The organism is Cohnella thermotolerans DSM 17683 (genome assembly GCF_000429825.1).
Lineage (GTDB): Bacteria > Bacillota > Bacilli > Paenibacillales > Paenibacillaceae > Cohnella > Cohnella thermotolerans.
On record NZ_AUCP01000039.1, the window covers coordinates 33,010 to 55,700 of the forward strand.

General features: G+C 58.5%; 24 protein-coding genes, 2 tRNA genes and 1 pseudogene. 16 read left to right on the top strand and 11 right to left on the bottom strand.

Features of this window, described 5'->3' with window-relative positions; translation table 11 throughout:
• Window positions 1-31: 31 nt before the first annotated feature.
• Window positions 32-1,075, top strand: a complete 1,044-nt coding sequence (locus tag G485_RS0107480) for an MBL fold metallo-hydrolase (protein ID WP_027092055.1) — start codon at window positions 32-34, stop codon at window positions 1,073-1,075.
• A gap of 69 nt (window positions 1,076-1,144) precedes the next feature.
• Window positions 1,145-2,128: a bile acid:sodium symporter family protein gene (locus tag G485_RS25525; protein ID WP_205620125.1), complete on the top strand. Its 984-nt coding sequence runs from the start codon at window positions 1,145-1,147 to the stop codon at window positions 2,126-2,128.
• Between the two features lie 124 nt (window positions 2,129-2,252).
• Here G485_RS25525 and G485_RS0107490 read toward each other — a convergent pair whose 3' ends face one another.
• Window positions 2,253-2,750 carry a phosphatidylglycerophosphatase A family protein gene (locus G485_RS0107490; protein WP_240489093.1) on the bottom strand — a complete coding sequence of 166 codons (498 nt, stop codon included), beginning with the start codon at window positions 2,748-2,750 and terminating at the stop codon, window positions 2,253-2,255.
• A gap of 207 nt (window positions 2,751-2,957) precedes the next feature.
• Between G485_RS0107490 and G485_RS0107495 the strand changes: the two genes are divergently transcribed.
• A complete protein-coding gene (locus G485_RS0107495; protein WP_027092057.1) occupies window positions 2,958-4,043 on the top strand; it encodes a GerMN domain-containing protein in 1,086 nt (361 codons plus the stop codon).
• Here the strand turns inward: G485_RS0107495 and G485_RS0107500 are convergent.
• The 4 genes from G485_RS0107500 to G485_RS0107515 form a co-directional block, all read right to left on the bottom strand.
• Window positions 4,040-5,119 carry a Ger(x)C family spore germination protein gene (locus G485_RS0107500; RefSeq protein ID WP_027092058.1) on the bottom strand — a complete coding sequence of 360 codons (1,080 nt, stop codon included), beginning with the start codon at window positions 5,117-5,119 and terminating at the stop codon, window positions 4,040-4,042. The two genes, G485_RS0107495 and G485_RS0107500, sit on opposite strands and share 4 nt — an antisense overlap.
• 14 nt (window positions 5,120-5,133) lie before the next feature.
• A complete protein-coding gene (locus G485_RS30365; protein ID WP_027092059.1) occupies window positions 5,134-6,234 on the bottom strand; it encodes a hypothetical protein in 1,101 nt (366 codons plus the stop codon).
• 48 nt (window positions 6,235-6,282) lie between these two features.
• A complete protein-coding gene (locus tag G485_RS0107510) occupies window positions 6,283-7,614 on the bottom strand; it encodes a spore germination protein (RefSeq protein WP_027092060.1) in 1,332 nt (443 codons plus the stop codon).
• Between the two features lie 235 nt (window positions 7,615-7,849).
• Window positions 7,850-9,130: an ISNCY family transposase gene (locus G485_RS0107515; protein ID WP_027092061.1), complete on the bottom strand. Its 1,281-nt coding sequence runs from the start codon at window positions 9,128-9,130 to the stop codon at window positions 7,850-7,852.
• Between the two features lie 165 nt (window positions 9,131-9,295).
• On the opposite strand from G485_RS0107515, the gene rph reads away from it, so the two are divergent.
• Together rph and G485_RS0107525 are read left to right on the top strand one after the other, a co-directional pair.
• The gene (rph, locus tag G485_RS0107520; RefSeq protein ID WP_027092062.1) at window positions 9,296-10,042 is read left to right on the top strand and encodes a ribonuclease PH; all 747 of its coding nucleotides are present in this window, start codon (window positions 9,296-9,298) and stop codon (window positions 10,040-10,042) included.
• Window positions 10,039-10,674, top strand: coding sequence for an XTP/dITP diphosphatase (locus G485_RS0107525; protein ID WP_027092063.1), 636 nt, complete (start codon window positions 10,039-10,041; stop codon window positions 10,672-10,674). The genes rph and G485_RS0107525 overlap by 4 nt, the downstream gene beginning before the upstream one ends.
• An 88-nt stretch (window positions 10,675-10,762) precedes the next feature.
• Here the strand turns inward: G485_RS0107525 and asnB are convergent, their stop codons facing one another.
• Complete coding sequence (gene asnB, locus G485_RS0107530) at window positions 10,763-12,616, bottom strand: asparagine synthase (glutamine-hydrolyzing) (protein WP_027092064.1); 1,854 nt, start codon at window positions 12,614-12,616, stop codon at window positions 10,763-10,765.
• 224 nt (window positions 12,617-12,840) lie between these two features.
• Between asnB and G485_RS0107535 the strand changes: the two genes are divergently transcribed.
• The 3 genes from G485_RS0107535 to G485_RS29765 are packed head-to-tail and all read left to right on the top strand — an operon-like array spanning window position 12,841 to window position 13,682.
• Complete coding sequence (locus G485_RS0107535; RefSeq protein ID WP_027092065.1) at window positions 12,841-13,173, top strand: hypothetical protein; 333 nt, start codon at window positions 12,841-12,843, stop codon at window positions 13,171-13,173.
• 19 nt (window positions 13,174-13,192) lie between these two features.
• Window positions 13,193-13,555 (top strand): hypothetical protein, encoded by a 363-nt coding sequence (locus G485_RS25530; RefSeq protein ID WP_051318093.1) that lies wholly within the window; start codon window positions 13,193-13,195, stop codon window positions 13,553-13,555.
• Complete coding sequence (locus G485_RS29765) at window positions 13,545-13,682, top strand: hypothetical protein (protein WP_156922191.1); 138 nt, start codon at window positions 13,545-13,547, stop codon at window positions 13,680-13,682. The genes G485_RS25530 and G485_RS29765 overlap by 11 nt, the downstream gene beginning before the upstream one ends.
• 60 nt (window positions 13,683-13,742) lie before the next feature.
• Here the strand turns inward: G485_RS29765 and G485_RS31210 are convergent, their stop codons facing one another.
• The 4 genes and pseudogenes from G485_RS31210 to G485_RS0107565 form a co-directional block, all read right to left on the bottom strand.
• Window positions 13,743-13,865, bottom strand: a complete 123-nt coding sequence (locus G485_RS31210) for a YhjD/YihY/BrkB family envelope integrity protein (protein WP_276203343.1) — start codon at window positions 13,863-13,865, stop codon at window positions 13,743-13,745.
• Window positions 13,866-13,930: 65 nt separating this feature from the next.
• Window positions 13,931-14,224 (bottom strand): annotated as a pseudogene (locus G485_RS25535) (EamA family transporter); the annotation flags it as partial.
• 175 nt (window positions 14,225-14,399) lie between these two features.
• Complete coding sequence (locus G485_RS0107560) at window positions 14,400-14,624, bottom strand: alpha/beta-type small acid-soluble spore protein (protein WP_027092066.1); 225 nt, start codon at window positions 14,622-14,624, stop codon at window positions 14,400-14,402.
• Window positions 14,625-14,963: 339 nt separating this feature from the next.
• A tRNA-Arg gene (locus G485_RS0107565) sits at window positions 14,964-15,040 on the bottom strand.
• Between the two features lie 325 nt (window positions 15,041-15,365).
• Between G485_RS0107565 and G485_RS0107570 the strand changes: the two genes are divergently transcribed.
• Window positions 15,366-15,569, top strand: a complete 204-nt coding sequence (locus G485_RS0107570) for a hypothetical protein (protein ID WP_027092067.1) — start codon at window positions 15,366-15,368, stop codon at window positions 15,567-15,569.
• A 56-nt stretch (window positions 15,570-15,625) separates the two neighbouring features.
• Here G485_RS0107570 and G485_RS0107575 read toward each other — a convergent pair.
• Window positions 15,626-15,699, bottom strand: a tRNA-Gly gene (locus tag G485_RS0107575).
• Window positions 15,700-15,895: 196 nt separating this feature from the next.
• Here G485_RS0107575 and G485_RS0107580 point away from each other — a divergent pair.
• From G485_RS0107580 to G485_RS0107610, 7 genes are all read left to right on the top strand, one after another.
• On the top strand, window positions 15,896-16,810 hold the full coding sequence (locus G485_RS0107580) for a hypothetical protein (RefSeq protein WP_027092068.1): 915 nt from the start codon (window positions 15,896-15,898) through the stop codon (window positions 16,808-16,810).
• 111 nt (window positions 16,811-16,921) lie between these two features.
• Window positions 16,922-18,214 carry a trigger factor gene (tig, locus tag G485_RS0107585; RefSeq protein WP_027092069.1) on the top strand — a complete coding sequence of 431 codons (1,293 nt, stop codon included), beginning with the start codon at window positions 16,922-16,924 and terminating at the stop codon, window positions 18,212-18,214.
• A 186-nt stretch (window positions 18,215-18,400) separates the two neighbouring features.
• On the top strand, window positions 18,401-18,991 hold the full coding sequence (gene clpP, locus G485_RS0107590) for an ATP-dependent Clp endopeptidase proteolytic subunit ClpP (RefSeq protein ID WP_027092070.1): 591 nt from the start codon (window positions 18,401-18,403) through the stop codon (window positions 18,989-18,991).
• Window positions 18,992-19,002: 11 nt separating this feature from the next.
• Window positions 19,003-20,262, top strand: coding sequence for an ATP-dependent protease ATP-binding subunit ClpX (gene clpX, locus G485_RS0107595; protein WP_027092071.1), 1,260 nt, complete (start codon window positions 19,003-19,005; stop codon window positions 20,260-20,262).
• A 121-nt stretch (window positions 20,263-20,383) separates the two neighbouring features.
• Window positions 20,384-21,481 carry a flavodoxin-dependent (E)-4-hydroxy-3-methylbut-2-enyl-diphosphate synthase gene (ispG, locus tag G485_RS0107600; protein WP_027092072.1) on the top strand — a complete coding sequence of 366 codons (1,098 nt, stop codon included), beginning with the start codon at window positions 20,384-20,386 and terminating at the stop codon, window positions 21,479-21,481.
• Between the two features lie 19 nt (window positions 21,482-21,500).
• On the top strand, window positions 21,501-21,992 hold the full coding sequence (locus tag G485_RS0107605) for a PCYCGC motif-containing (lipo)protein (protein ID WP_027092073.1): 492 nt from the start codon (window positions 21,501-21,503) through the stop codon (window positions 21,990-21,992).
• A gap of 246 nt (window positions 21,993-22,238) precedes the next feature.
• Window positions 22,239-22,520 (top strand): TetR/AcrR family transcriptional regulator, encoded by a 282-nt coding sequence (locus tag G485_RS0107610; protein ID WP_027092074.1) that lies wholly within the window; start codon window positions 22,239-22,241, stop codon window positions 22,518-22,520.
• Window positions 22,521-22,691 lie beyond the last annotated feature (171 nt).

Consider the following 22,691-nt stretch of genomic DNA (forward strand, 5'->3'; position numbering starts at 1 on the left):
TCTCCGAACGAGATAGGGGGGATGAACGGAAATGCGAGAATTCGCTCCGATTACCCGTCACGACAACGGATGGATCCAGGCGCGGGTGCCTTTGCCGTTCGCGCTCCGATGGGTCAACGCTTATTTGCTTCCGGGAGAATCGGGTTGGACGCTGATCGATCCGGGCCTTCGCTCTCCGGTTACGGAAGCGTTCTGGGAGGCGCGGTTGCCGGAGCTCGGCATCGGCTGGCGGGACGTTTGCGCGATCGTGCTGACCCATCATCATCCCGATCATTACGGTCTCTCGGGATGGCTGCAGGAGCGAACGGGAGCGCCGGTCTATATGTCGGAGACGGCGCGGCATTACGCGATGCGAATGTGGGGAGAAGAGGAGAGGCGCTCGCCGCTGTTCTCCGAGGCGCTGGTGGAGGCGTTCCGCGATCACGGATTGCCGGAGCCGCTCATCGAGGGGCTGCGCGGCCATATAAGCGGCGTATTCGGGCAGGTGCTGCCCCACCCGGCGGACGTTCGGCCGCTGCCCCCGCCGGGCGAGACATTCCGGATGGCCGGCGCCGAATGGGAGCTGATCGGCGGTGAAGGGCACGCGCCTAGCCACATCGCCTTCTACGATCCGGCACGCGGCGTCGCGCTGTGCGGCGATCAGGTGCTTCCCGACATAACGCCGAATATCGGCTGGATGCCGGATTCCGATCCGGACCCGCTCGGCTCGTATTTATCGAGTCTGCGGGCCATGCTGCCGCTGGGCGGCGTGTTCGCGTATCCCGGACACCGCGATCCGTTCGCGGATTTGGCCGGGAGGGCGGCAGCGCTGCTGGAGCATCACGACCGGAGGCTGCTCCGGATGCTCGAGCTGATCGAAGAAGCGGGGGCGCTGACGGCGTTCGAGCTGTGCGAGCGCCTCTTCGGCGCGAGATTGCGCGGCAACCCGCACAATCTGCGGTTTGCGATGGCGGAGACGATCGCGCATCTGGTCCGTCTCGAGCTAAGCGGCGCCGCCAAGCGATGGATCGGGCCGGGACCGGAAGGGCGGGACGTCGTGCGGTTTTCGAAGGCTGCGGTAATTTGCGGCGCCTGACATCGGATACCTGGCAACCGATTTTCTGCATTTCCGAAGCAGCTTAAGCGGGAAGAGGCGTGTGTAACGATGAATGCGCTGTCCGCGTTGGCGAAAATAAACGCCGCGCTTGAGAAAATCATGCCGCTCATCACTCCGGCTGCGATCGGCGTCGGGGTGCTATGCGGTTCGCGGCTGACGCCGCTGGAATGGCTCGTGCCGTGGATATTTGCCGTCATGACCTTCGTCGGCAGTCTGAAGTCCAGCTTCCGCGAGATGGTCCGCGTGCTGCTAAGGCCGCAGAAGCTGATTTGGATTTTCGTTATTCTGCACGTTGTTATGCCTTGTATCGGGTGGGCGGCCGGACGGCTGTTTTTCCCCGACGATCCGTATACGATTACAGGCTACGTGCTGCTGTTCGTCATTCCGACCGGCGTCGTGAGCGTCGTCTGGGTGACGATTTATGGCGGGAACCTCGCGCTGACGCTTGCACTCATTCTGATCGATACCCTGCTGTCCCCCCTGGTCGTCCCGGGGAGTCTGTACGCTCTGATGGGAGCTACCGTTCGCATTGAAGCATGGGACATGATGAAGGGGCTGCTGTGGATGATCGTCGTCCCTTCCGTCATCGGCATGCTTCTGAACCAATGGACGAAGGGCAAGGTTGCCTCGGCCTGGAGCCCGCCGCTCGCCCCGCTCGTCAAGATCGGACTGTTCGCGGTCGTGGCCGTCAACGGCTCCACCATTTCCGCCGATCTTCGGCATGCCGACGGCCATATGGCGAAGATTATCGTCGTGACGCTGGGAACGGCCGTAACGGGCTACTTGATCGGATGGGGCGTATCGGCCTTGTTCCGCTGGAACCGGGAAGATTCCGTCGCCGTTCAATTCAATTCGGGGATGCGCAACTTGAGCGCGGGCGCAGTTCTCGCGATTCAATATTTTCCGCCTGCGGTATCTCTGCCGGTCATCAGCGGCATGCTGTTCCAGCAGTTGCTCGCGGCGGCCTTCGGCTTCCGGATCGGCAGAAGCGGGAGGAAGAGGAGGGCGTCGGGGGCCGGGTTGTCCGGGTAGGAGGAGAGAAGGGGCCAAACGACGGCCGCGCCGCCGCTTGGCTGAATAGCAGCGAATGCTGCCCAAGCGCAAAGTCTTCGGCGAATCGCTTGGCGAAAGATCGATCGGAACAGCGGCGCGCCTCTTAGGGCGCGTCTTGCTTCGTCTGCGCCGCCAGCGCTTCTTCCTGCGCTTCGCGTTCCGCCTGCTTGCGGTGCGCGATGCGGCTGGACGCCGCGGCGGCGATCGCTCCGACGATGTCGTCGAGGAACGTGTGAACGTCCTTGCCGTTTTTCTCGTTGAGCTTCTTCAGCACGCCCGGCTTGAACTTGTCGATGTACCCGAAGTTCGTAAATCCGATGCTTCCGTATACATTGACGATGCTCAGCGCAAGCACTTCGTCGCATCCGTAAAGGCCTTCGTCGAAGGCGATCATGTTTTGCAGCGGGGGCAGCAGCTTCTTCTCTTCCGCCAATATATCCAATTGAATGCCGGTCAGAACAGCGTTTTGCACTTCGCGTTTGGAGAGGACGGAATCCACGTTGGCGATGCATTCGTCCAGCGTGAGCTCGGGGAAGAAGTCCTTTTGGAGCAGCATGACCAACTGGCCGATCTGGCCTTTGGTTACGCCTCTTTTCGCCATCCATTCTTCCGTGGCTCGGGCCACTTCTTTGCTATTGAGCCGATACTCGTTCTGTTCGGGCAACGGCGACACCTCTTTCGGATCGGATTGCGGCCGTTCCGCGCGCAGCGGGACAAACCGTTCATACATTCCCCTGGGGGCTAGTATACATATTACTACAATCGGGAAGGCCGGGAAACGGCGTTTCTCTATACGGGAGGAATTGGCATGAAATTAGCAGGCCGTAAAAACGTTCGGAAGCTGCTGGCCGCCGTCTTGCTGCTGCCTCTGGCCGCAGGCTGCGCGAATTCGGGCGCAGGCGTCCAGAGCAAGGAGGCTATCGATCCGCCGCCGGCGGAAGTCGAACAGACGATGCTTCAAGCTGCGGAGACGCCGGCCCAAGCGGAGAAGCCGGATTCGCGCGTGACCGTTGCCGCGGGCAAGGACGAGTTGACCGTCTATTTGCTGGACCGCAACGGCTACGTCGCCCCGATGACGCTGGGGCTGAGCGGCGACACTACCCAATCGCCGGAGAACACCGCCGCCGCCTGGCTCATTCAAGGCAAGCTGCCGGCCGATCAACTGCCGCCCGGCTTCTCTCCGCTGCTGCCGGAAGGCACGAAAATCAATTCCGTGCACGCCGATGCGTCGAGCGGCGTTGCGACGGTCGACTTCGCTTCACCGTTCCCGCAAATTCCCCCGAAGCAGGAACGCAAGGCGGTCGAAGCGATCGTCTGGACGATGACCGAATTGCCCGGCATCCGGAACGTGAAGATTACCGTCGACGGTCAGCCTCTGCGCCAGCTTCCCGCTTCCGGGCTGCCGCTGGCCGAGACGCTGTCGCGGGACATCGGCATCAACCTGGAGCAAGCGGCCGGCACGAACGCGAGCCGGTCGATGGCGGTGACGCTGTACTTCTCGGCCCGTTCCGAGCAGGGAGAAGGCTACTTCGTACCCGTCACCCGCCTGATCACGCGTACCCCGGACCGCAACCGCGCCGCTCTGGAGGAGCTGATCAAAGGTCCGCTGGACGACCGGAAGCTTCAGCCCGTGCTGACCTCGGATGTGACGGTCGACAAGCTGTCCGAATCGGACGGCACGGTCAGCGTGTCTCTTAAGGATCCGGGCTGGGAGCCGGAGATGACCGTGCCGGCGGAGACGATGGAGGCCGTCGTCCTGACGCTGACCGAGACGGCGGGCGAGCCGAAGGCCCTCATTACGCTGAACGGCAGCGACGAGTTTACCGATTCCGACAACCGCTCCTACACCGAGCCCGTCGACCGTCCCGTGGCGATCAACGCGCTGTCCCGCTAACGAATGACTCCCGGTCCCGTTATTTTGACTCGGGTGACGACTTTAAACCGGACTTGCGGATAGACGGACTGCCAATGCTTGTATGCTTTGTCGCCGCCGAAATAAGTGGACATATAATGGAGACCGAAGCCGTACGGATCGACGCCGGTGTCGCGGATTTTGTAGAGCAAGTCCTCGACCTCGTTGGAGAATTGTTGGGCCAGCTTCCGTTCGATGCCTTGCCAATCCTTCTCCAGCACTTCGCTGGGGCTCTCCTCCAACAGGCCGGACACCATGACGTTCAGGGTGATCTTGGGAATTTCGTCCCGGCTGATGTTCATCTTCGTCTGCGTATGGTTGACGGTCAACACGATCCGCCTTTCTCCGTAAGGCATCTTGAGCTCGGACTTCGGCGTTTGGTTGGCCGTCATATTGAACAACAGCGTCTCTTCCGGATTCAGGATGAGACGCGCCTTTTTTTTGTCCATCAGAAGCAAACGGTCGATTTCGTAAGTTTGATCTTTGCTTTTGACGACGGGAAGAACCGGATCGAGCCCCCGCTCGAAATGGCGCCGAAACAGGTCGAACAAATAGGTCGTTACCGTGTAGGGCGATTCGGAGCCTTCGTTGCCGAAGGTGAGGAACAACGCGTTGCCGGGGTACCGCTCCGATACCGGCTTTACTTTCAACACCGACAAGGCGTCCGGATCGCCAACGCCGAAGAAAGAGACCATCTGAATGTCGCGGCGGCGGACGAACCAGGTCATCGCTTCGGGATCGCCTCGATCCAGAAGCGTCTTGCCTAAAATGAACACGCGGCAGTGGCCGAACTCCAGCTCCTTGTCCACGAACGACTTCAAGTGGCGCACGCCCTCGGCGATCGAAGGGGCGTCGATCGTCTGAATCTGGGTTTGGGACGATCCGCTCTCGACTTTCGCCGACGTAATGGCCAGCCTAACCGATATCCGGTAAGGCTTCTCCGGGTTGCCGCTCCAGTCGACTCCCGTCGTGACGACGTAAAAGCGTTTGTCGATATCCTTTATGCCGCAGCCTGACAGCAGCGAACAGAGCAGGAAGACGAGGAACGCTCGCCTCATGCCGGACACCTCCTTCATTTGCCATAATGGGCGGAGCCCCCTTTCGCGCCCCGGACGTTCGATTTTTTTCTGGCGCGCAACACGACGAACAGCATCACGAACATCGCGAACAGTTCCACAAAAAATCGGGAGACGAGCCACCATTCCGTCGCCCATGTGTTTCTCTGCTCGTTGGCCCACAGAGAATACAAGAAGGACAGCGCCCCGAAGACGGAGCAGAGAATCCAGTTGCTTCTCGGTACGGGCATTTCCTCCGGTTTGGGCTTGTAGTTTGGCGAACACGATTTGAAAAACTCCATCGAGCAGTGGAACGCGTTCATGACGAACATGAGCGACAGCACCGCAAAGAGGATGAGGAACGTAAACAGCACCCGCTGGACGAACCCGTACTTCATGACCATGGAATCCGCGGTAACGCTCCAGAGGAACACGTAATGCTCGACCGCCATCGTTCCGTGGAAGCCGATCGGGATGAAGAAGGTGAAGAAGGCGAAGAACGCCCCGAGAAGCGGGATGCTCCATCGATACTTCAGCTTGTAGCCGGACGGATTCATCCGGTTGAAGAGCTGAATGTTGAGGTAGCCGCTGAAGAGGAACGAGGCCGCGGCTACCGATTTCAACGTCGGCGCTTTCCACACGTAGCCCGCCACCACCCGCATGGCGTCCCAGCTAACCTGATCATCGGTCACCGCCTTGAACAGAATGAACAGTCCCAATGGAGCGATGATTAAAAAAAGAATTTCCAGGGTGAACTGAACGGATCGGGAAGATCGGGAACCGGCCAATACGCAGGCGAAGACGACGATGAACAGAAAGTAGAATTCGTTCGTCTCGGGGTTGAAGAAAATGCCCATCGTCCGCGTAAAGCTGTAGACGACGAGAATCCCGGCGGTCGACCAGGCAACGCCGGCCAGGACGATAAGCGGGATGGCGATCCACGCGGGAAAATACCGATGCAAAATTTCAGGCAGGCCCATTTCCGGAAACTGCTGATAGCACCATATCGTGACCATCGAGACGACGGATCCGCAAGCGATGGCGACGAGCAGGCTCATGACGGCACCGTCGAAGCGGTCTTTCACCAGGATGTGGGGAACGAACAGCATGATGTTCATAAACCCGACGTAAATGAAATGATAGTAAAAGTAGCGGTTCAGAAACCATCACCCCGATTTTTTGTGCGACTGGTGTTCCTTTTCGCTCGGCATAAAGAGCGCCAGGTAAGGCTGGCCGAAGCTGCGCAAATGGCACAAATAAACGATGACGAGAAACATCGTTACGATGACCCCGATCATGCCGTAAAAGATGGAGACGACGACGAACAAGTATTTCAAAGCCCGAATCGAATAGCTGAACGAGCTGTTCGGAATGACGAAGTTCGAGATCGCGACGACCGACGTCACGATGATCATGATGCTGCTGACGAGCCCCGCCTGCTGGGCGGCCTGGCCGAGAATAAGACCGCCGACGGTCGCGGCGGTGGAACCGACGAACCGGGGCAACCGGATGCTGGCCTCGATCAGCGCCTCGATCATAAAGAGCATGATAAACACTTCGATGAAAGCGGGATACGGCACGGCCGCCCTGCTTCCGTCGATGGAGAAGGCGAGCTGTACCCGGAAAAACTCCGGATTGTAGGAAGAGACGGCAATGTAGAGCGAAGGCAGCGTCATGGACAGCAGCATGCCGATATAGCGGAACAGGATGATGACTCGCCCCATCCAGAACGGCTCGTAATCGTCGTCCATCGCATGCATGAAGTCGAAGAACCGGACGGGCAGGGCGATGGCGAATCGGCTGCCGTCGACCATGATGGCGATTTTGCCCCGCTCGAGAAATTGGGCCACCCGGTCCGGACGCTCCGTCTGGATCGTGACGGGGAACAGGCTGAACCGGGAATTGCCGAGGTACATCCCGAGCTGGCCGGCCGCCTGCAGCAGCTTCATCTGAATCGTCTCCAGCCGTTTGTGCAGCTCGTCGAGCGGTTTGCGGTCCACTTTGTCGCGGTCGTACAGAATCATAAACCGGGTTTTGGAGACGTCCCCTTTTTCCATTTTCTCCACCGCCAGCGTAGGCAAATTGTAGCGGAGGCGGATCAAATTCATGTTCATGTCCAAATCTTCGGTGAACGACGACTGCGGCCCTTGCAGAGAAGCCTCCACTTCCGTATTGCCGGGCTTCGTCTCCATTTTGCGAATCGCTTCCATGGCGTAGACGGCGCCTTCGTATTGAATCAGCGTGCAGCCTTTGAGCAGCATGGCGACCCATTCGTCGGGATTGTCCGCGCGCACGAAGCCGGGGCTGCTCTTCAGCATGCGCCGGAATTCGTCGGGATCGAACCGGTAGGAGAACGGGACCATGATGGCGTCTTTCACCTGATTAATGTCGCACATGCTCGGAAAGAAGCAGAATTCCATTTTCGTATAGCCGTTGTCCAGCGTCTTGGCCAGCAGATCGGCCGGATCGCCAAGCTGTTGCTTGATTTGGTCGAGCACGGGGTTCGTCTCCTTCCCGCCTGGAAATAATCGCGAATAGGTTGCCCAGCTTCAGGAAAATCATACCGGAGGCGGAAGACGCTTCTTTGGGCTTGCTTGCCGCCTTTGTGTCAAGCGTCAATGAAAATGTCAGGTTAAATGTTCTGTGAAAATGTCATGGTTAGTGGTTGAAGAAGATGGGTTTACAGCGGGCCTCCATCGTCGTCGGTAAACCCCATCTGCCACTTGCGTTGCTCTAACGAGCTATGCTACGCTGAAAGCGCGTATTGGTGAATCCCTTTCTCCAGGGATGATCCGCAGCGGGCTTGCGTGGCGTCGCAGGCTCGCTCTTTTTATTTGCGACATTTGCGACGGGTTTCGCTTGGCGAGTGGTTTCCGTGCAAATCCAAGCCCGATTGTTATGCCAAATCAGCACCTCGCCTTGCATCGTTTCCCGAACTTCGATTACAGCCTTGGGTTCCCATAATGGCAAGCCCTTTACAGGTGTTGGAGTGTAGCATTTACCGTTCCAAGAAAAGGTTTGTCCGCCTCCCATTTTGCGTATTTCGCGGCGTGTAAATACATGTTCAAGCTTTAGTTCGTTGGGAAGCGGGCGATAAGCAGACTCGACTTGCTGCGGTTTGACGGCAAAGCGACGGTTGTGCTTCTTTAGCAAGGATGGTAGAACCCGATTGGCTTCCTGTTCGGAGCAGACGCCTAACAAGCGCAGTTCGATCACCAGACGATCCTGGAAGGTTTGCCATAGCCGCTCAATCCTTCCCTTGGCTTGGGGTGATAAGGCCTTGATGTGGGTGATCCCCAGATCGGCCACAGCCTTCCCGAAGTTGGATAAGGGCTTGGTTTCTCCCGCCAATTCCTGTTCCAGCGTCAAAGCTTCTTGAGGGGAACGGAAGATCGTATGGCGGTCGCTATACAAAGCCATCGGAACGCCTCTGCTGCGCAGAGCCTGCATCATCGCCAAGGCATAGCCTTCAAACGTTTCGGTTGGACGAAACACAGCACCCAGCACCTCACCTGTTGCATCGTCGATGATCCCATGCAAGGTCAACGACGGACCTCGATCCTCCAACCACGCAAAAGGGGAGGAATCGATTTGCCAGAGCATGCCGGCTTGTGGCTTCCGAGTTCGAGGCCGGTGAGTTTTGACGAAAGACCGTCTGGTGCGTGGCAGCTTTAGACCATGTTCGATGAGGATACGACGGACGGAAGAAACGCTAAGCTTAATGTTTTCCCGTTCCTGCAACAGTTCGGCGTAATGGACAGCGTTGCTGCCGTGATACGGTCCGCGGTACAAATCCGCCACCCGCTGCTTGAGTTCGTCCGACAGCGTGTGAATCGGTTTTCGCCCCCGATTCTGATGGGCCAACACTTGTGCACCTCCATGGACGTATTTGGCTTTCAGCCGATACGCTTGACGGACGGAGATTCCCAAAGCAGAAGCAACATCGGTTTCCGTTAGATGCCCACTGATCCATTTGTCTAGAACCATTGCACGCTTCAGTTCTTCTCGTGTCAAGGTAACCTGCTCCTTCTTATCCATACTGACATTTTCTCGGAACAGTTACACCCTGACAATATCACAGAACAACGACACTTGCTTGCCGCCTTTGGTGCTTTTCGCCCGCTTCTCTGGTAGAATAGGAGGGATATACTCGAGAACCGAAATTCAGGAGGACATACCATGAGATCCGACGGAAGGCAGCTTCGCGACTTGCGGCCGTTTGCCGCAACGCTTCATCCGAATAAATACGCGGAAGGGTCCGTGCTCATCGAGATGGGGGACACGAAGGTGTTGTGCACCGCCACGGTGGACGAGAAGGTGCCCCCGTTCTTGAAAGGTCAGGGCAAGGGCTGGGTAACGGCGGAATATTCCATGCTGCCGCGCGCGACCCAGACGCGCAATCAGCGCGAGTCGATCAAGGGCAAGCTGGGCGGCCGGACGATGGAAATCCAGCGGCTGATCGGGCGGGCGCTTCGTTCGGTCGTGAACCTGGAAGCGCTGGGCGAGCGGACGATTACGCTCGATTGCGACGTGCTGCAGGCGGACGGGGGAACGCGGACGACATCGATCACCGGCTCGTTCATCGCCTTGGCGCTGGCCGTACATAAGCTGTCGGAAGCGGGGAAATTCGCAAAGTATCCGCTGACGGACTATCTCGCTTCGGTGAGCGTCGGCGTGCTGAACGGGAAGACGCTGCTGGACTTGAACTACGAGGAGGATTCCAAGGCGAAGGTGGACATGAACGTCGTCATGACGGGGGCCGGCGCTTTCGTAGAGGTGCAGGGCACCGGCGAGGAATCGCCGTTTACCCGGACCGAGCTGAACGAGATGCTGGAGCTGGCCGGGGAAGGGATCGGCAGGCTGATCGCGCTGCAGCGGGACGTTCTGGGCGTAGCCGGAACCCGGATCGGAGGCGCAGAGATATGATCGGACGGGGGGATACGCTCCTGATCGCGACCCGCAACGCGGGCAAGACGCGGGAATTCCGGGAAGCGTTCGCCGCGCTCGGCGTCAGCGTCAAAGATTTGAACGAAGTCGCAGGCGTTCCCGAGATCGAAGAGACCGGAGATACGTTCGAGGCGAACGCGCTGATCAAGGCGAAGGCGGCGGCGGAGGCGACGGGGCTGCCGGCGCTGGCCGACGATTCCGGCTTGTGCGTCGACGCGCTGGGCGGCGCTCCCGGCGTTTATTCCGCGCGGTACGCCGGCGAAGGGGCGGGAGACGCCGCAAACAACGCGAAGCTGCTGCGGGAACTGTCGGCGCTCGGCGCCTCGGCGGAGGGTGCCGGAGCCGGGCCGGACGGCGCCAAGCTGCTCAGCTCCGCGCGGTTCGTATGCTCGCTTGTGCTGTACGAACCGGCCACCGGCGCCCAAACGGTCGCCGAAGGAACGGTGGAAGGCTTTATCGCGGACCGCGCGAGCGGCTCCGGCGGGTTCGGCTACGATCCGCTGTTCTACCTCCCGGAATACGGCAAGTCGATGGCCGAGATTTCGCTCGAGGAGAAAAACCGGATCAGCCATCGCGGTCTTGCGCTGCGCCGTCTGCTTGCGAAGCTGTGACGGACGCCACGAAAAAGAAGCTTCCGAGTCCGCGCGATCCGTGCGGCGGGAAGCTTCTTTTTTCTGAAACGTTCGTTAGCCAGGCCTTTCAGACGAACTTCACCTTGTAATGCCGCAGCCAGAAATCGAATTGCAGCAAGTAAGCGAACAGCTGTGGAGCGGACATCAACTGTCCGAACCAAGGCAGGTGCGAGCCGGGGTCCGCCTGCGCGGCGATCTCCCGCACTTTGCCCGCGTCGATAAGCGGCAGAAGCGGGCAGGAGGGATCGTCCAGCCGCTCCAGCAGAAGGCCGCGAACCGCGTTCAAATAACCCGGGTTGTGCGTTTTCGGGTAGGGGCTTTTTTTGCGGTACAGCACTTCGTGGGGCAGCACGCCTTCCAGCGCCTTGCGCAGGATGCCTTTCTCGCGGTCGCCCGCCATTTTCAGCTTCCACGGGATGTTGAACACGTACTGCACGAGCCGATGATCGCAGAACGGCACCCGCACCTCCAGTCCGACGGCCATGCTCATCCGGTCCTTGCGGTCGAGCAGCGTCGGCATGAACCGCGTAATGTTCAAGTAAGACATGCGCCGCATGCGCCGCGCGTCCTCGTCTTCGCCGGGCAGCTCCGGTACTTCCGCGAGCGCCTGGGCGTAGCGGTCGCCCAAGTAATCGCGCGCCCGGACGATTTCGCGCACTTCCGCCGACATGACGCTCTCCCGCAGCTCGGGAGCGAGCGACCAGGGGAATGTGTTCGCCTCCAGCGCCTCCCGGCGGTGGAACCACGGGTAGCCGCCGAACACTTCGTCGGCCGCTTCCCCGGAGATGGCGACGGTCGCGCCCTTCTTGATCTCCCGGCAGAACAAATACAGGGAAGCGTCGATGTCGGCCATGCCGGGGGAATCCTTCGCCAGCGCGGCCGCTTCGAGCGCTTCTACGAGCTCCGGCGTATCGAACTGCACCGGATGATGATCCGTGCCGAGGTAGCCGACCATCCGCCGGATCCAGGGGGCGTCCGGGTTCGGCTGAAAGTCGTGAGCTTTAAAAAACTTGTCGTTATCCACGTAATCGACGGAATACGTTTGCACCCGGCCTTGGCCGGTTCTCTCATAATAACGGACGGCCAGCGTCGTAAGCGCGCTGGAGTCGAGTCCTCCGGACAGCAGCGTGCCGACCGGCACGTCGGAGACGAGCTGCCGTTCGACCGTGTCGGTCAGCAGCTCCCGCACGCGCTCGGCTGTCGCCGGCTCGTCGTCCTCATGCGGAACGCTCTCGAGCCGCCAATAGGCCGACTGCCGCATGCCGTCGCGGTCGTAAATCAGGCTGTGCCCCGGCTTCAGCTCCGACATGCCGCGCCAGATGCCGTGGCCGGGCGTGCGCGCGGGACCGATGATGAACAGCTCGGCCAGGCCTTCCCGGTCGATCTCCGCCGGCACGTCCGGATGGGCCAGAATCGCCTTGGGCTCGGAACCGAACAGCAGACGCCCTTCCTCCCGCCGGTAGAACAGCGGTTTGACGCCCAGCCGGTCCCGCGCCATGAACAGCCGCTCTTTCTCCGTATCCCAGATCGCGAACGCGAAGATGCCGTTGAATTTGCCCAGACATTCCGGCCCCCACTCGACGTACGCGAGCAGCAATACCTCCGTGTCGCAAGTTGTCCGGAACGCGTAGCCGAGCTTCTCGAGTTCCTTGCGCAGCTCAAGCGCGTTGTATAGTTCGCCGTTATAAACGACGACGCATCGTTGATCGTCGGCATATTTGGCCGGTCGCACCATCGGCTGCGCCCCGTTCTGCGGATCGATGACGCTGAGCCGCCGGTGCCCGAGCGCACAATGCCTGGACAGCCACGTTCCCGCCGCGTCCGGTCCGCGAAGCGACATCGTCTCCGTCATTTTCTCCACGATGTCGGCCTGTGTCGTCAGATCGTTTCGCCAATCCACCCAACCTGTAATTCCGCACATTGCCGTTTCCTCCTTACGAATTTGCCGCGGATGCTGCCCCGAATGGTCATCTTGTCTGCTTCCAACCAAATCGTACCGAGACAATTGCCCCGGATTCACCATATTCCGCCGGCGGCCGTTTTGACTCAAAGTCCGGGCGAAATTCGGGAGCGGTCTTTCGGGAAGTGACATAAAAGCGGGCGGGCGGGAGAAAATACGGAAAGAACGGACCGGGATTCGCAGTCGTGGAAAAGGAGGGAAGGGTCATCGGGGACGAGCGCAAAACGTATTACGTCGCCGTAGGCGCGGGACAAATTCTGGAGGACAAGGAGGCGGCGCCTTTCGAGTTCGCCATTCGCGCCAACGAGGAGGAGCTGAACAAGCTTCAGGAGAAGTTCGAGGAGCTGGCGAGCGCCGAAGAGGCGTCTGCGTTTCACTTCACCGGCTGGCTGACGGCAGGAGACGAGCAGACCAACGAGGCGTACGCCGGCCACTTGAAGGGCATTTACAGCCTGCTGTACGAACTGGGGACGGAAGAGACGAAACGCCATATCGAAGATCACCATTTTCTCGACTGACAGGAGGCAGGCCGCATTCATGTTGACGATACGCCGTGCGTCGTTCCGCCAGGTGCTGGAGCGGGGCAGCCAGCGCTACGCCGAAATCGAAGTGGAGACGGACGCTGCCCGCGCGCCACGTTTGCTCGCCTACTTCCGCAGAGAGGGCAACGGACACTACCAGCTCGTCCGCGTCATCGCGAACGGCGCGGACGCGGAGACGGATTGGTTCGATAACAGCCTGCACGCGGCATACGAGGACGTCACGGCGCAAATGTTCGCGGGCCCGAGCCATGGCGGAGCGGAGGATCGCGTGCAGTTCGGCCGCCGGCTGCTCGAGTATGGGGATCTGCAGCGCCAATTGGACATCCATTTGAAGGAGGCTTCGGCCCATGGGCGATAAATTCAAGAAGAACAAAGGCAATTCCTATGCGAAGCGCGGCGAGGAGTTCGCCGAGCAGACGATCAAGACGAGCCAGAGCGAACCGCATCCCGCGCAAAACGCGCCCGCCACGCCGCACAACCGTTAGGCGGCGGCCAGCCCCGGGAAGGAGCCGAACGGCTTCGCCCGGGGCTTTTTTGCCGTGAGGCTAGTCTCCCTTCGCCGCCGATACTTGGCCGAAGTTGTTGACGTAGAACGAGAAAAGCAGAGAGGAGACGATCCACCCGACGGAGGCGAAGGCTGATCCCGGCATCGCTTCGTGCCAGGTCAATCTGCGTGTATATGACCCTCTCTTTCAAGTTTATGAACGAGCCTCGGCCTGCTTGACCGTTATTTCAGCGCGGCGATCACGACGCTAAGCTTGTCGATCGGTCCGACTTGCGATACTTTCCCGTACTTCAGGGCGAGGAAATAAAACAGCCACGACAGCGCCCCTGCCTTTCCGCTCAGAACGATGAACGTCAGCGCCTTGCGGTGCGACAAAATTTCGCCCAACTGGCTGAATTTCCCTTGGACGGCCACGACGATAAGAAGAAATAAAGCCATAATGACGGAGCGGAAAGCCGTCGCCGAATTGGCGTCGATGTCTTTCAGCCCGATCTTGCCGAAGATCGCCACCAGTGCGGCCATGACGGCCCGACAGCAGCCCGTAAAGCAACTAGATCATGGGAGTCCCCCCTCTTCTAGAAAAAAGTGATTTCTCTTTCTTCGACGAAGAGAAGGGAATGCCTCCCCCCATATCATGATTTCTCCCCTTGAATAAAGCAAAAGAGCAGGAGGGGTGGCCCTCGCTGCTCTCGCTTGGTTATCTCCAGTTGCTTTGGCCCGCCAGTTGCTGCTCGGCGATCAGAACCAGGCGACGGGTGATGTTCCCCCCGATGCGTCCGGTATCGCGAGTCACCATATTGCCGTAGTAACCGTCTTGCGGAATTTGAATGCCCAGCTCTTGGGCGACTTCAAATTTTAGCTGGTCCAGAGCGGCTTTCGCTTGCTGAACGACGAGTTGATTGGAGCTGCGGTCGTTTGCCATGTTTTTGATCACCTCCACCGTTTCTGGACCTATTATGCTTCCTTCGGTTTCCTCCTATGCAAGGGGTTGCCGAATTTCTTCGAAGCGACCTTTCGCGTATTCGCGCCGCCCATAAAGAAACCGACACTCGGCCTCGAGTGTCGGACGTGGTGTTCCTGCAGCGAGGATAATGACCAGCAAAATGAAGAGCACAAGTACAAAAGCAATAGCTCCGGATCCACCGTATCCGCCGCAAGATCCTCCTGCTCCGCCAACAAACAAAAAATCCCGAAAACCCATAATGCTGCCGGGCTTTCGGGATATTCGCGTCATCGTCAATCGCGTTCAAAATGAATCAAATGGCGTCCCAGGAGGGATTCGAACCCCCGACCGTACGCTTAGAAGGCGTATGCTCTATCCAGCTGAGCTACTGGGACACAGCTTGATTATATTATCATATTCGAGCGGAAAGACTCAAGTGCAAATTTGGAAATTTTCGCGCCCCTTCAAAGAAAATCGATTGAAGCGATAAGCAGAAGGAGCCTTCCGGCGGCGGGAGGCTCCTTTTGCGAACGTCTTACTCTTCCGGACGATGCGGGTCCAAGCGGGCCGAACGTCATCGTGATAACCCCCAAACTTTGACGGTTCAACCTATGCCCAAGGACTGGGCGTTGACACAGTTGGAAAACGGATCACTTGATCGTTTGACGCGAACGGATTATAATGGGAACGAACAAATGTTCTTGTCGGAGAGTGATAAGGGTGGTTATCGAGCGTGCGATCGGACGTTGGCCCGTCCAGATCGTTTACCGGGACAGCAAGGGACGGACGACGAAGACGGTCGTCACGGTCTATTCGGTGAGGAACGGCAAAGCCCGGGTGCTGGATTGGCGCAGGCGCGCTTTGCGGACGCTGGCGACGAGGCGCATCTTGGCCGCGATCCCTGTCGTTCGGCGCGTCTCCTGACCGGACAACAAACAAAAAAACCTTTGCGCAAGCAAAGGCTTAACGTAATCGTAGGATGGAGCGGGTGATGGGAATCGAACCCACGCCTCAAGCTTGGGAAGCTGGCGTTCTACCATTGAACTACACCCGCAAGTAGGATAACAATAAGAAATATAGCACAGACGCCGTTTGGAAATCAACCCCGAACGGCAGGCGTTTCGCCGGGATGATCCGGGTGTGTTCGGAGAAGCCTCTTCCGGGCTTTTCCTTTTTCCGCGGGGTTCATGGTATAATGCGGGTGAATCGGCCACCGAGGGCCGCCGCGCCAACAGGAAGGGGTTCACCGCGTGAATGATTCCAACAAAGATAACTTGGTCTTGTTTCCCAAGACGTTGGACTACTATCAGATTCAATTGACGAGAATGCTGGAGACGGAACGTTACGGCGAAGCCAAATCGCTGCTCTCGTTCCTGCTCCAATGCGGCGGGGAGGCCGAACGGCACCATACCGAATGGCTGGCTCTGCTCGGCTGGCTGGAAGCCGCATTCCCGGATGCCGGGAACGGAGCCGACGCCGGCGAGCCGTGGAACGAGGATGAGGAGGACGCCGAGGAAGCGCTGCAGCGGCGGCTGTACGACCGTTCCGGGAAGGACGCGGACTATATTCCCAGGCTTCTGGCTTCCCTGAGGGAGAAGGAGGAACCCGAGGATCAATTGCTGGCGCTGGGGCAGCTTTATTATTTGGAGCATCCCGACATCGAGCCGGGTATCCGCGCTTGGCTGGCGGAACGGGAATGTCATCCGGCCGTGCAGTTTCGCGCGTTTCAGCTCTTGAACAAATTGGGCGCGACCGGTCCCGTGTTTTTCCGGCGGGGCGGCGCGACGCTGTCCGTAGAGGCCGAGACGACGCCGATGAAGTTCGAGGACTTCCCGCCGGCCGTATCGAACGTGCTGGCCAGGGTGAAGCAGGCCGCGGAGGTGTCGGATCCGACGCTGTCCTATTTCGCCGAGGAGATGTGGAAGGAATGCGTCCAGGTGGCTTATGGCAGTCCGGTCTACGACTGGATCACGGAGGACGACGATGGAGCTGCGGATTTGTGGGCCGCGGCGCTGCATCAATTTCTGGTGGAGAAGCTGCACGGTCCGGCGAGCGACGAACCGGTCCGCGAACAGTATGGCATTACCGGGGATTTGCGGTTCCGCTACGAGCAAGCGCTCCGATGGCTCCGGTTGTACGCGGGGGATCTGCAGCCTGACGCGTGATGCGTCAGAGGGGACAACCCTTGAAATGATAGCGAAGGTTGATTATAATAGAATGGTTTATGTTAAGCTGCCGATCAAGTCGGCAAGCGGTTTCGGAGGGGAATAGCTGACATGAAAGCGAACTGGGAAAAAATAGAGCAAAACGTCGGCCTGCTCGAGGTCGAGATCGAGGAGCAGAAGGTCGCGGAAGCGCTCGATAAAGCGTTCCGCAAAATCGTCAACCGGGTGAACGTTCCGGGCTTCCGCAAAGGCAAAGTGCCGCGCAAGATTTTCGAAGCTCGTTTCGGCGTAGAGAGCCTCTACCAAGACGCCATCGACATTTTGCTGCCGAGCGCGTACAGCGAAGCCGTCGACCAAACCGGCATCGTCCCGGTCGACCGTCCGGAAGTGGACGTCGAGCAATTCGGGAAAGGCCAGCCGTTCAAGTTCAAAGCGAAAGTGACCGTTAAACCGGAAGTGAAGCTGGGCGAATACAAGGGCCTGGACGTTCCGCTTGCCGATACTGAAGTGACGGAAGAAGAAATCAACCAAGAGCTGGAGCGCCTCCAACAGCGCCATGCGGAGCTCGTCGTCGTGGACGAAGGTCCGGCGCAAATGGGCGACGTTACGGTTATCGACTTCGAAGGCTTCGAGAACGGCGTTCCGTTCGAAGGCGGCAAGGGCGAGCGCTATTCGCTGGAGCTCGGCTCCGGATCGTTCATCCCCGGCTTCGAAGAACAAGTCGTCGGCTTGAACATTGCCGAAGAGAAGGACATCAACGTTACCTTCCCGGAAGATTATCACGTGGAGAATCTGGCCGGCAAGCCGGTTGTATTCAAAGTGAAGCTGCACGAGATCAAGCGCAAGAACCTGCCGGCGCTGGACGACGAGTTCGCGAAGGACATCAGCGAGTTCGATACGCTGGATGAATACAAACAGGATTTGGCGAGCAAGCTGAAAGAGCGTAAAGCTAAAGAAGCCCAATCGGCCCGCGAGGCCGCGCTTGTCGATCTGGCCGCGGCCAATGCCGAAGTCGACATTCCGGAAGTGATGATCGACACCGAAGTCGACAACATGCTGAAGGAATTCGAGAACCGCATCCGCATGCAAGGCTTGACCCTCGACGTGTACTATCAGTTCAGCGGTCAAGATGAAGCGGCGCTTCGCGCGCAGCTGAGACCGGACGCTTCCAAGCGCGTTCGCAACAACCTGGTGCTTGAAGCGATCGCCAAAGCGGAGAACCTGGAAGTAACCGAACAAGACATCGAAGAAGAACTGAACAACCTGTCCAAAGTTTACAACCGCTCGGCGGACGAGCTCCGCAACCTGTTCGCTTCCAACGGTTACCTGAGCACGCTCAAGTCCGACTTGGAAGTCCGCAAGGCCGTCAAGTTCCTTGAAGACAACAGCAAGCAAGCCGCTTAATTTCAAGGCTGAAAGTCCAACATAGGGTTAAGGCACGTGCAAGCCGCGTGCCTTCTTTTTCACTCTACATAAGGCCGGAAGCCCAATTGAGGAGTACCGGGTGACCGCCAACATGACATTGCGGATTGAACGTGTTAGAATATTACCGAAACTTCAAAAGTCCAATAAAGAAAAGAGGTTGGTCACATGAACTTGGTACCGATCGTCGTCGAACAGACGAACCGGGGAGAACGCTCGTACGATATTTACTCCCGGTTGTTGAAAGACCGCATTATTTTTCTAGGCAGCGCCATTGATGACGATGTGGCCAATTCCATCATCGCCCAACTGCTTTTCTTGGCTGCGGATGATCCGGAGAAAGACATCAGCCTGTACATCAACTCCCCCGGCGGTTCCGTCACGGCCGGAATGGGAATTTATGATACGATGCAATTCATCAAGCCGGACGTCAGCACGATTTGCGTCGGCATGGCGGCAAGCATGGGTTCGTTGCTGCTTACCGCGGGCGCGAAGGGCAAGCGCTTCGCTTTGCCGAACAGCGAAATCATGATTCACCAGCCTCTCGGAGGCGTCAGGGGGCAAGCGGCCGACATCAAGATTCACGCCGACTGGATTCTCAAGACGAAGGAGAAGCTTAACCGTATTTACGTGGAGCGCACCGGTCAATCCTATGAGAAGATCGAGCGCGACACGGACCGCGACAATTTCATGACCGCGGAGGAAGCTTGCGCCTACGGTCTGGTCGACAAGGTCATCGCTTCTCCCATTAACGGTTAAGGAGTGATCCCATGGGGTTCAAATTTAACGACGAGAAAGGTCAACTGAAGTGTTCTTTCTGCGGCAAGTCGCAAGATCAGGTCCGTAAATTGGTCGCCGGTCCCGGCGTCTATATATGCGACGAGTGCATCGAGCTCTGCACCGAGATCGTGGAGGAGGAGCTGGGCCACGAAGAAGAGCTTGATCTGAAGGATATTCCGAAGCCTAAGGATATCCGCAACATTCTCGACCAATACGTCATCGGCCAGGAACAAGCGAAGAAGTCGCTGTCCGTCGCCGTATACAACCATTACAAGCGCATCAATTCGCAGAGCAAGATCGAGGACGTGGAGCTTCAGAAGAGCAACATTCTGCTGGTCGGTCCGACCGGTTCCGGCAAAACGCTGCTTGCCCAGACGATGGCGAAGATTCTGAATGTTCCGTTTGCGATCGCCGACGCCACCTCGTTGACGGAAGCGGGGTACGTGGGCGAAGACGTGGAAAATATTTTGCTGAAGCTGATTCAAGCGGCGGATTACGATGTGGAGAAGGCCGAACGCGGCATCATCTACATCGACGAGATCGACAAAGTCGCCCGCAAATCGGAGAACCCTTCCATTACCCGCGACGTGTCCGGGGAAGGCGTTCAGCAAGCGCTGCTCAAAATTTTGGAGGGCACGGTTGCATCCGTTCCGCCGCAAGGCGGCCGCAAGCATCCGCATCAGGAGTTCATCCAGATCGACACGACGAACATCCTGTTCATTTGCGGCGGCGCGTTCGACGGCCTGGAGCAAATTATCAAGCGCCGGATCGGCAAGAAGGTCATCGGCTTCAACGCGGCTCTGGAAGGCCAGAAGGAGCTGAAGCCGGGCGAGTACCTGTCCCTGGTGCAGCCGGAAGACCTGCTCAAATTCGGCCTCATTCCGGAGTTCGTCGGCCGTCTGCCGGTCATCTCCGCGCTCGAGCCGCTTGACGAACCGGCATTGGTACGAATTCTGGCGGAGCCCAAGAACGCTCTCGTCAAGCAATACCAGAAGCTGCTCGAGATGGACAACGTCAAGCTGGAGTTCGACACCGGCGCTCTGGAAGAGATCGCCCGCGAGGCGATCAAGCGCAATACGGGCGCCCGCGGCCTTCGCGCCATTATCGAAGGCATTATGCTGGACGTCATGTACGAAGTGCCTTCGCGCGACGACGTGACCAGCTGCGTCATCACCGAGAAGGTCGTCAAGGAGAAAGTGTCTCCGGAGCTGACCACGAAGAAAGGCAAGAAAAAAGAAGAAAGCGCGTAAGCGGCGGGCGGATCGATTCCGCGGGCCGGCGAACGGCTTTCGAAGTCTGCCGGTTCCACCCTGTTGCCTGGCTTATGCGGCGGCAGGGTGGGATTTGGCATATACGGGGAGATTGGGAGAAATGTACTTGCGCACTGAGACCGTTCCCGTTCGGGTGGGGAACCTGACGATCGGCGGGAACAATCAGGTCATACTTCAAAGCATGTGCACGACCAAGACGGCGGACGTCGCGGCAACGGTAGCCGAGATCAAGCGGCTGGAAGAAGCCGGATGCCAGCTCGTACGCGTGACCGTCAACAACAAGGAAGCGGCCGAGGCGATCAAAGCGATCAAACGCGAAATTTCCATTCCGCTCGTAGCCGACATTCATTTCGATTACCGGTTGGCGCTGCTCGCCATCGAGAACGGCATTGACAAAGTCCGCATCAACCCCGGCAACATCGGCCGCCGCGAGAAAGTCGAAGCGGTCGTCAAGGCGTGCAAGGAGAAAGGCATTCCGATCCGGATCGGCGTCAACGCCGGGTCGCTGGAGAACCACCTGCTCGAAAAATACGGCTATCCGACGCCCGAAGCGATGGTCGAGAGCGCGCTTTATCATATCGGCATTTTGGAAGAGCTCGATTTTCACGACATTATCGTATCCCTGAAAGCTTCCAACGTGCCCATGGCCATCGCCGCTTACACGAAGGCGGCCGAAGTCATTAAATATCCTTTGCATCTGGGCATTACCGAGGCGGGGACGCTGTTCTCCGGCACGGTGAAAAGCGCGGCGGGACTCGGCGTTCTGTTGAACGCCGGCATCGGCAACACGATGCGGATCTCGCTCAGCGCCGATCCGGTCGAGGAGATCAAGGTCGCCCGCGAACTGCTCAAGACGTTTGGCCTCATATCGGACGCCCCGACGTTGATCTCCTGCCCGACGTGCGGGCGGCTTGACATCGACCTGTTCGCGGTTGCGAACGAAGTGGAAGAGTATTTGTCCAAAGTGAAAGTGCCGATCAAAGTGTCGGTGCTTGGCTGCGCGGTCAACGGTCCCGGCGAAGCGCGGGAGGCCGACATCGGCATCGCGGGCGCCCGCGGCGAAGGGATGCTGTTCCGCTACGGCGAGATGATCCGCAAAGTGCCCGAGAAGGAGCTCGTCAGCGAGCTGAAGAAGGAGATCGACAACATCGTCGCCGTTTACAACGAGACGGGCGTCATTCCGGGCCGGAAGCATTAAGTCTGGGGAGAAGCCGATGATGAAGAACCGGATGTTTTGGCTGCTGACGGGCCTGGCCTTGTTCGTGTTGCTTGCGGCTTGCGGTAAGGATAACAGCAAGGACGATGCGAGCGCCGCACATATTATGCCTAATGGCGATAGACAGGAAGAGACGGCTTCCCTTGCGGACATGCCCGGCTTCCTGGACGGCTTGCCGGAGACGGTTCGGCTTGCCTATGCAGCCGCGGCCAAGCTCCAAGACACGCTGATCTACATCCCGTGCTATTGCGGTTGCGGGCAGACGGCAGGGCACAAGAGCAATCTGGATTGCTTCATCGCCGGCGTGCGGGAAGACGGCACGGTCATCTGGGACGATCACGGCACCGGCTGCGGCGTTTGCCAGCAGATCGCGCTCCAGGCGGCGAGCATGAAGCGGCAGGGCCATTCCGTTCTGGAAATTCGCAAATTCGTGGACGACACTTACAAGGAAGGCTATGCGGCTCCGACAGACACTCCGATGCCTCAAGCCTGACCGGCCATACGAACCAAACTTGGAACACCTTCGGGTGTTCTTTTTTTGTTTTTTTCATGACCTTCCAGGGATAATAGCCGCTTTCAGGGGGGCCATCCCATTATCCCCTCCGTTCAGAGACGCGGCGCAACTGAATGAAAGGGATAATGGGATGGGGCTGAAAAAAAAGAGATATGCCCCAGTTTACAAACCGACCATCGGTCTGTCTTTATGAGAATACATCTGCAGCGCCGGCAAGGAGGAATCATGAGACGCGAATTGAAACGGGAGCAGACGCTGCAGCTTTTGCTGGACACGGCCAGGCAGCTTATTCGGGAGAAGGGATGCATGAAGACGACCTTCAGCGACATTATGGAACGATCCGGTTTGTCCAAGGGCGCGATCTTCCACTATGTGAAAGGGAAAGACGATCTGCTCGGAATGCTGCTTCGGTCGGGAATAGAACCGAAGCCTACCGCAAAGCCTCCAGGCAATGGGCCGTGTTCGGAACGGTGGCCACCTTGCTGCCGGTGGTTGTGCTTTATCTGATGATCGCCAAGACAAATATAGGATAAGGGGGATTCGAGTGGTCACGCCGCTGCTTCCCCGCACGTTGATGCAAGTGCTGTTTTTGGCCGCCGCCATTGGCTCCGGTTGGCTTCGGGTTTGACGGCAATTGTAGATTCGGATGACTATATTGGCCGGTATTCGGGCAATACT

Coding starts and splice junctions, on each gene's coding strand:
- G485_RS0107480 (WP_027092055.1), top strand. CDS start 32: ATGCGAGAATTCGCTCCGATTACCCGTCACGACAACGGATGGATCCAG.
- G485_RS25525 (WP_205620125.1), top strand. CDS start 1,145: ATGAATGCGCTGTCCGCGTTGGCGAAAATAAACGCCGCGCTTGAGAAA.
- G485_RS0107490 (WP_240489093.1), bottom strand. CDS start 2,750: ATGGCGAAAAGAGGCGTAACCAAAGGCCAGATCGGCCAGTTGGTCATG.
- G485_RS0107495 (WP_027092057.1), top strand. CDS start 2,958: ATGAAATTAGCAGGCCGTAAAAACGTTCGGAAGCTGCTGGCCGCCGTC.
- G485_RS0107500 (WP_027092058.1), bottom strand. CDS start 5,119: ATGAGGCGAGCGTTCCTCGTCTTCCTGCTCTGTTCGCTGCTGTCAGGC.
- G485_RS30365 (WP_027092059.1), bottom strand. CDS start 6,234: ATGAACATCATGCTGTTCGTTCCCCACATCCTGGTGAAAGACCGCTTC.
- rph (WP_027092062.1), top strand. CDS start 9,296: ATGAGATCCGACGGAAGGCAGCTTCGCGACTTGCGGCCGTTTGCCGCA.
- G485_RS0107525 (WP_027092063.1), top strand. CDS start 10,039: ATGATCGGACGGGGGGATACGCTCCTGATCGCGACCCGCAACGCGGGC.
- asnB (WP_027092064.1), bottom strand. CDS start 12,616: ATGTGCGGAATTACAGGTTGGGTGGATTGGCGAAACGATCTGACGACA.
- G485_RS25530 (WP_051318093.1), top strand. CDS start 13,193: ATGTTGACGATACGCCGTGCGTCGTTCCGCCAGGTGCTGGAGCGGGGC.
- G485_RS29765 (WP_156922191.1), top strand. CDS start 13,545: ATGGGCGATAAATTCAAGAAGAACAAAGGCAATTCCTATGCGAAGCGC.
- G485_RS0107560 (WP_027092066.1), bottom strand. CDS start 14,624: ATGGCAAACGACCGCAGCTCCAATCAACTCGTCGTTCAGCAAGCGAAA.
- tig (WP_027092069.1), top strand. CDS start 16,922: ATGAAAGCGAACTGGGAAAAAATAGAGCAAAACGTCGGCCTGCTCGAG.
- clpP (WP_027092070.1), top strand. CDS start 18,401: ATGAACTTGGTACCGATCGTCGTCGAACAGACGAACCGGGGAGAACGC.
- clpX (WP_027092071.1), top strand. CDS start 19,003: ATGGGGTTCAAATTTAACGACGAGAAAGGTCAACTGAAGTGTTCTTTC.
- ispG (WP_027092072.1), top strand. CDS start 20,384: ATGTACTTGCGCACTGAGACCGTTCCCGTTCGGGTGGGGAACCTGACG.
- G485_RS0107605 (WP_027092073.1), top strand. CDS start 21,501: ATGAAGAACCGGATGTTTTGGCTGCTGACGGGCCTGGCCTTGTTCGTG.
- G485_RS0107610 (WP_027092074.1), top strand. CDS start 22,239: ATGAGACGCGAATTGAAACGGGAGCAGACGCTGCAGCTTTTGCTGGAC.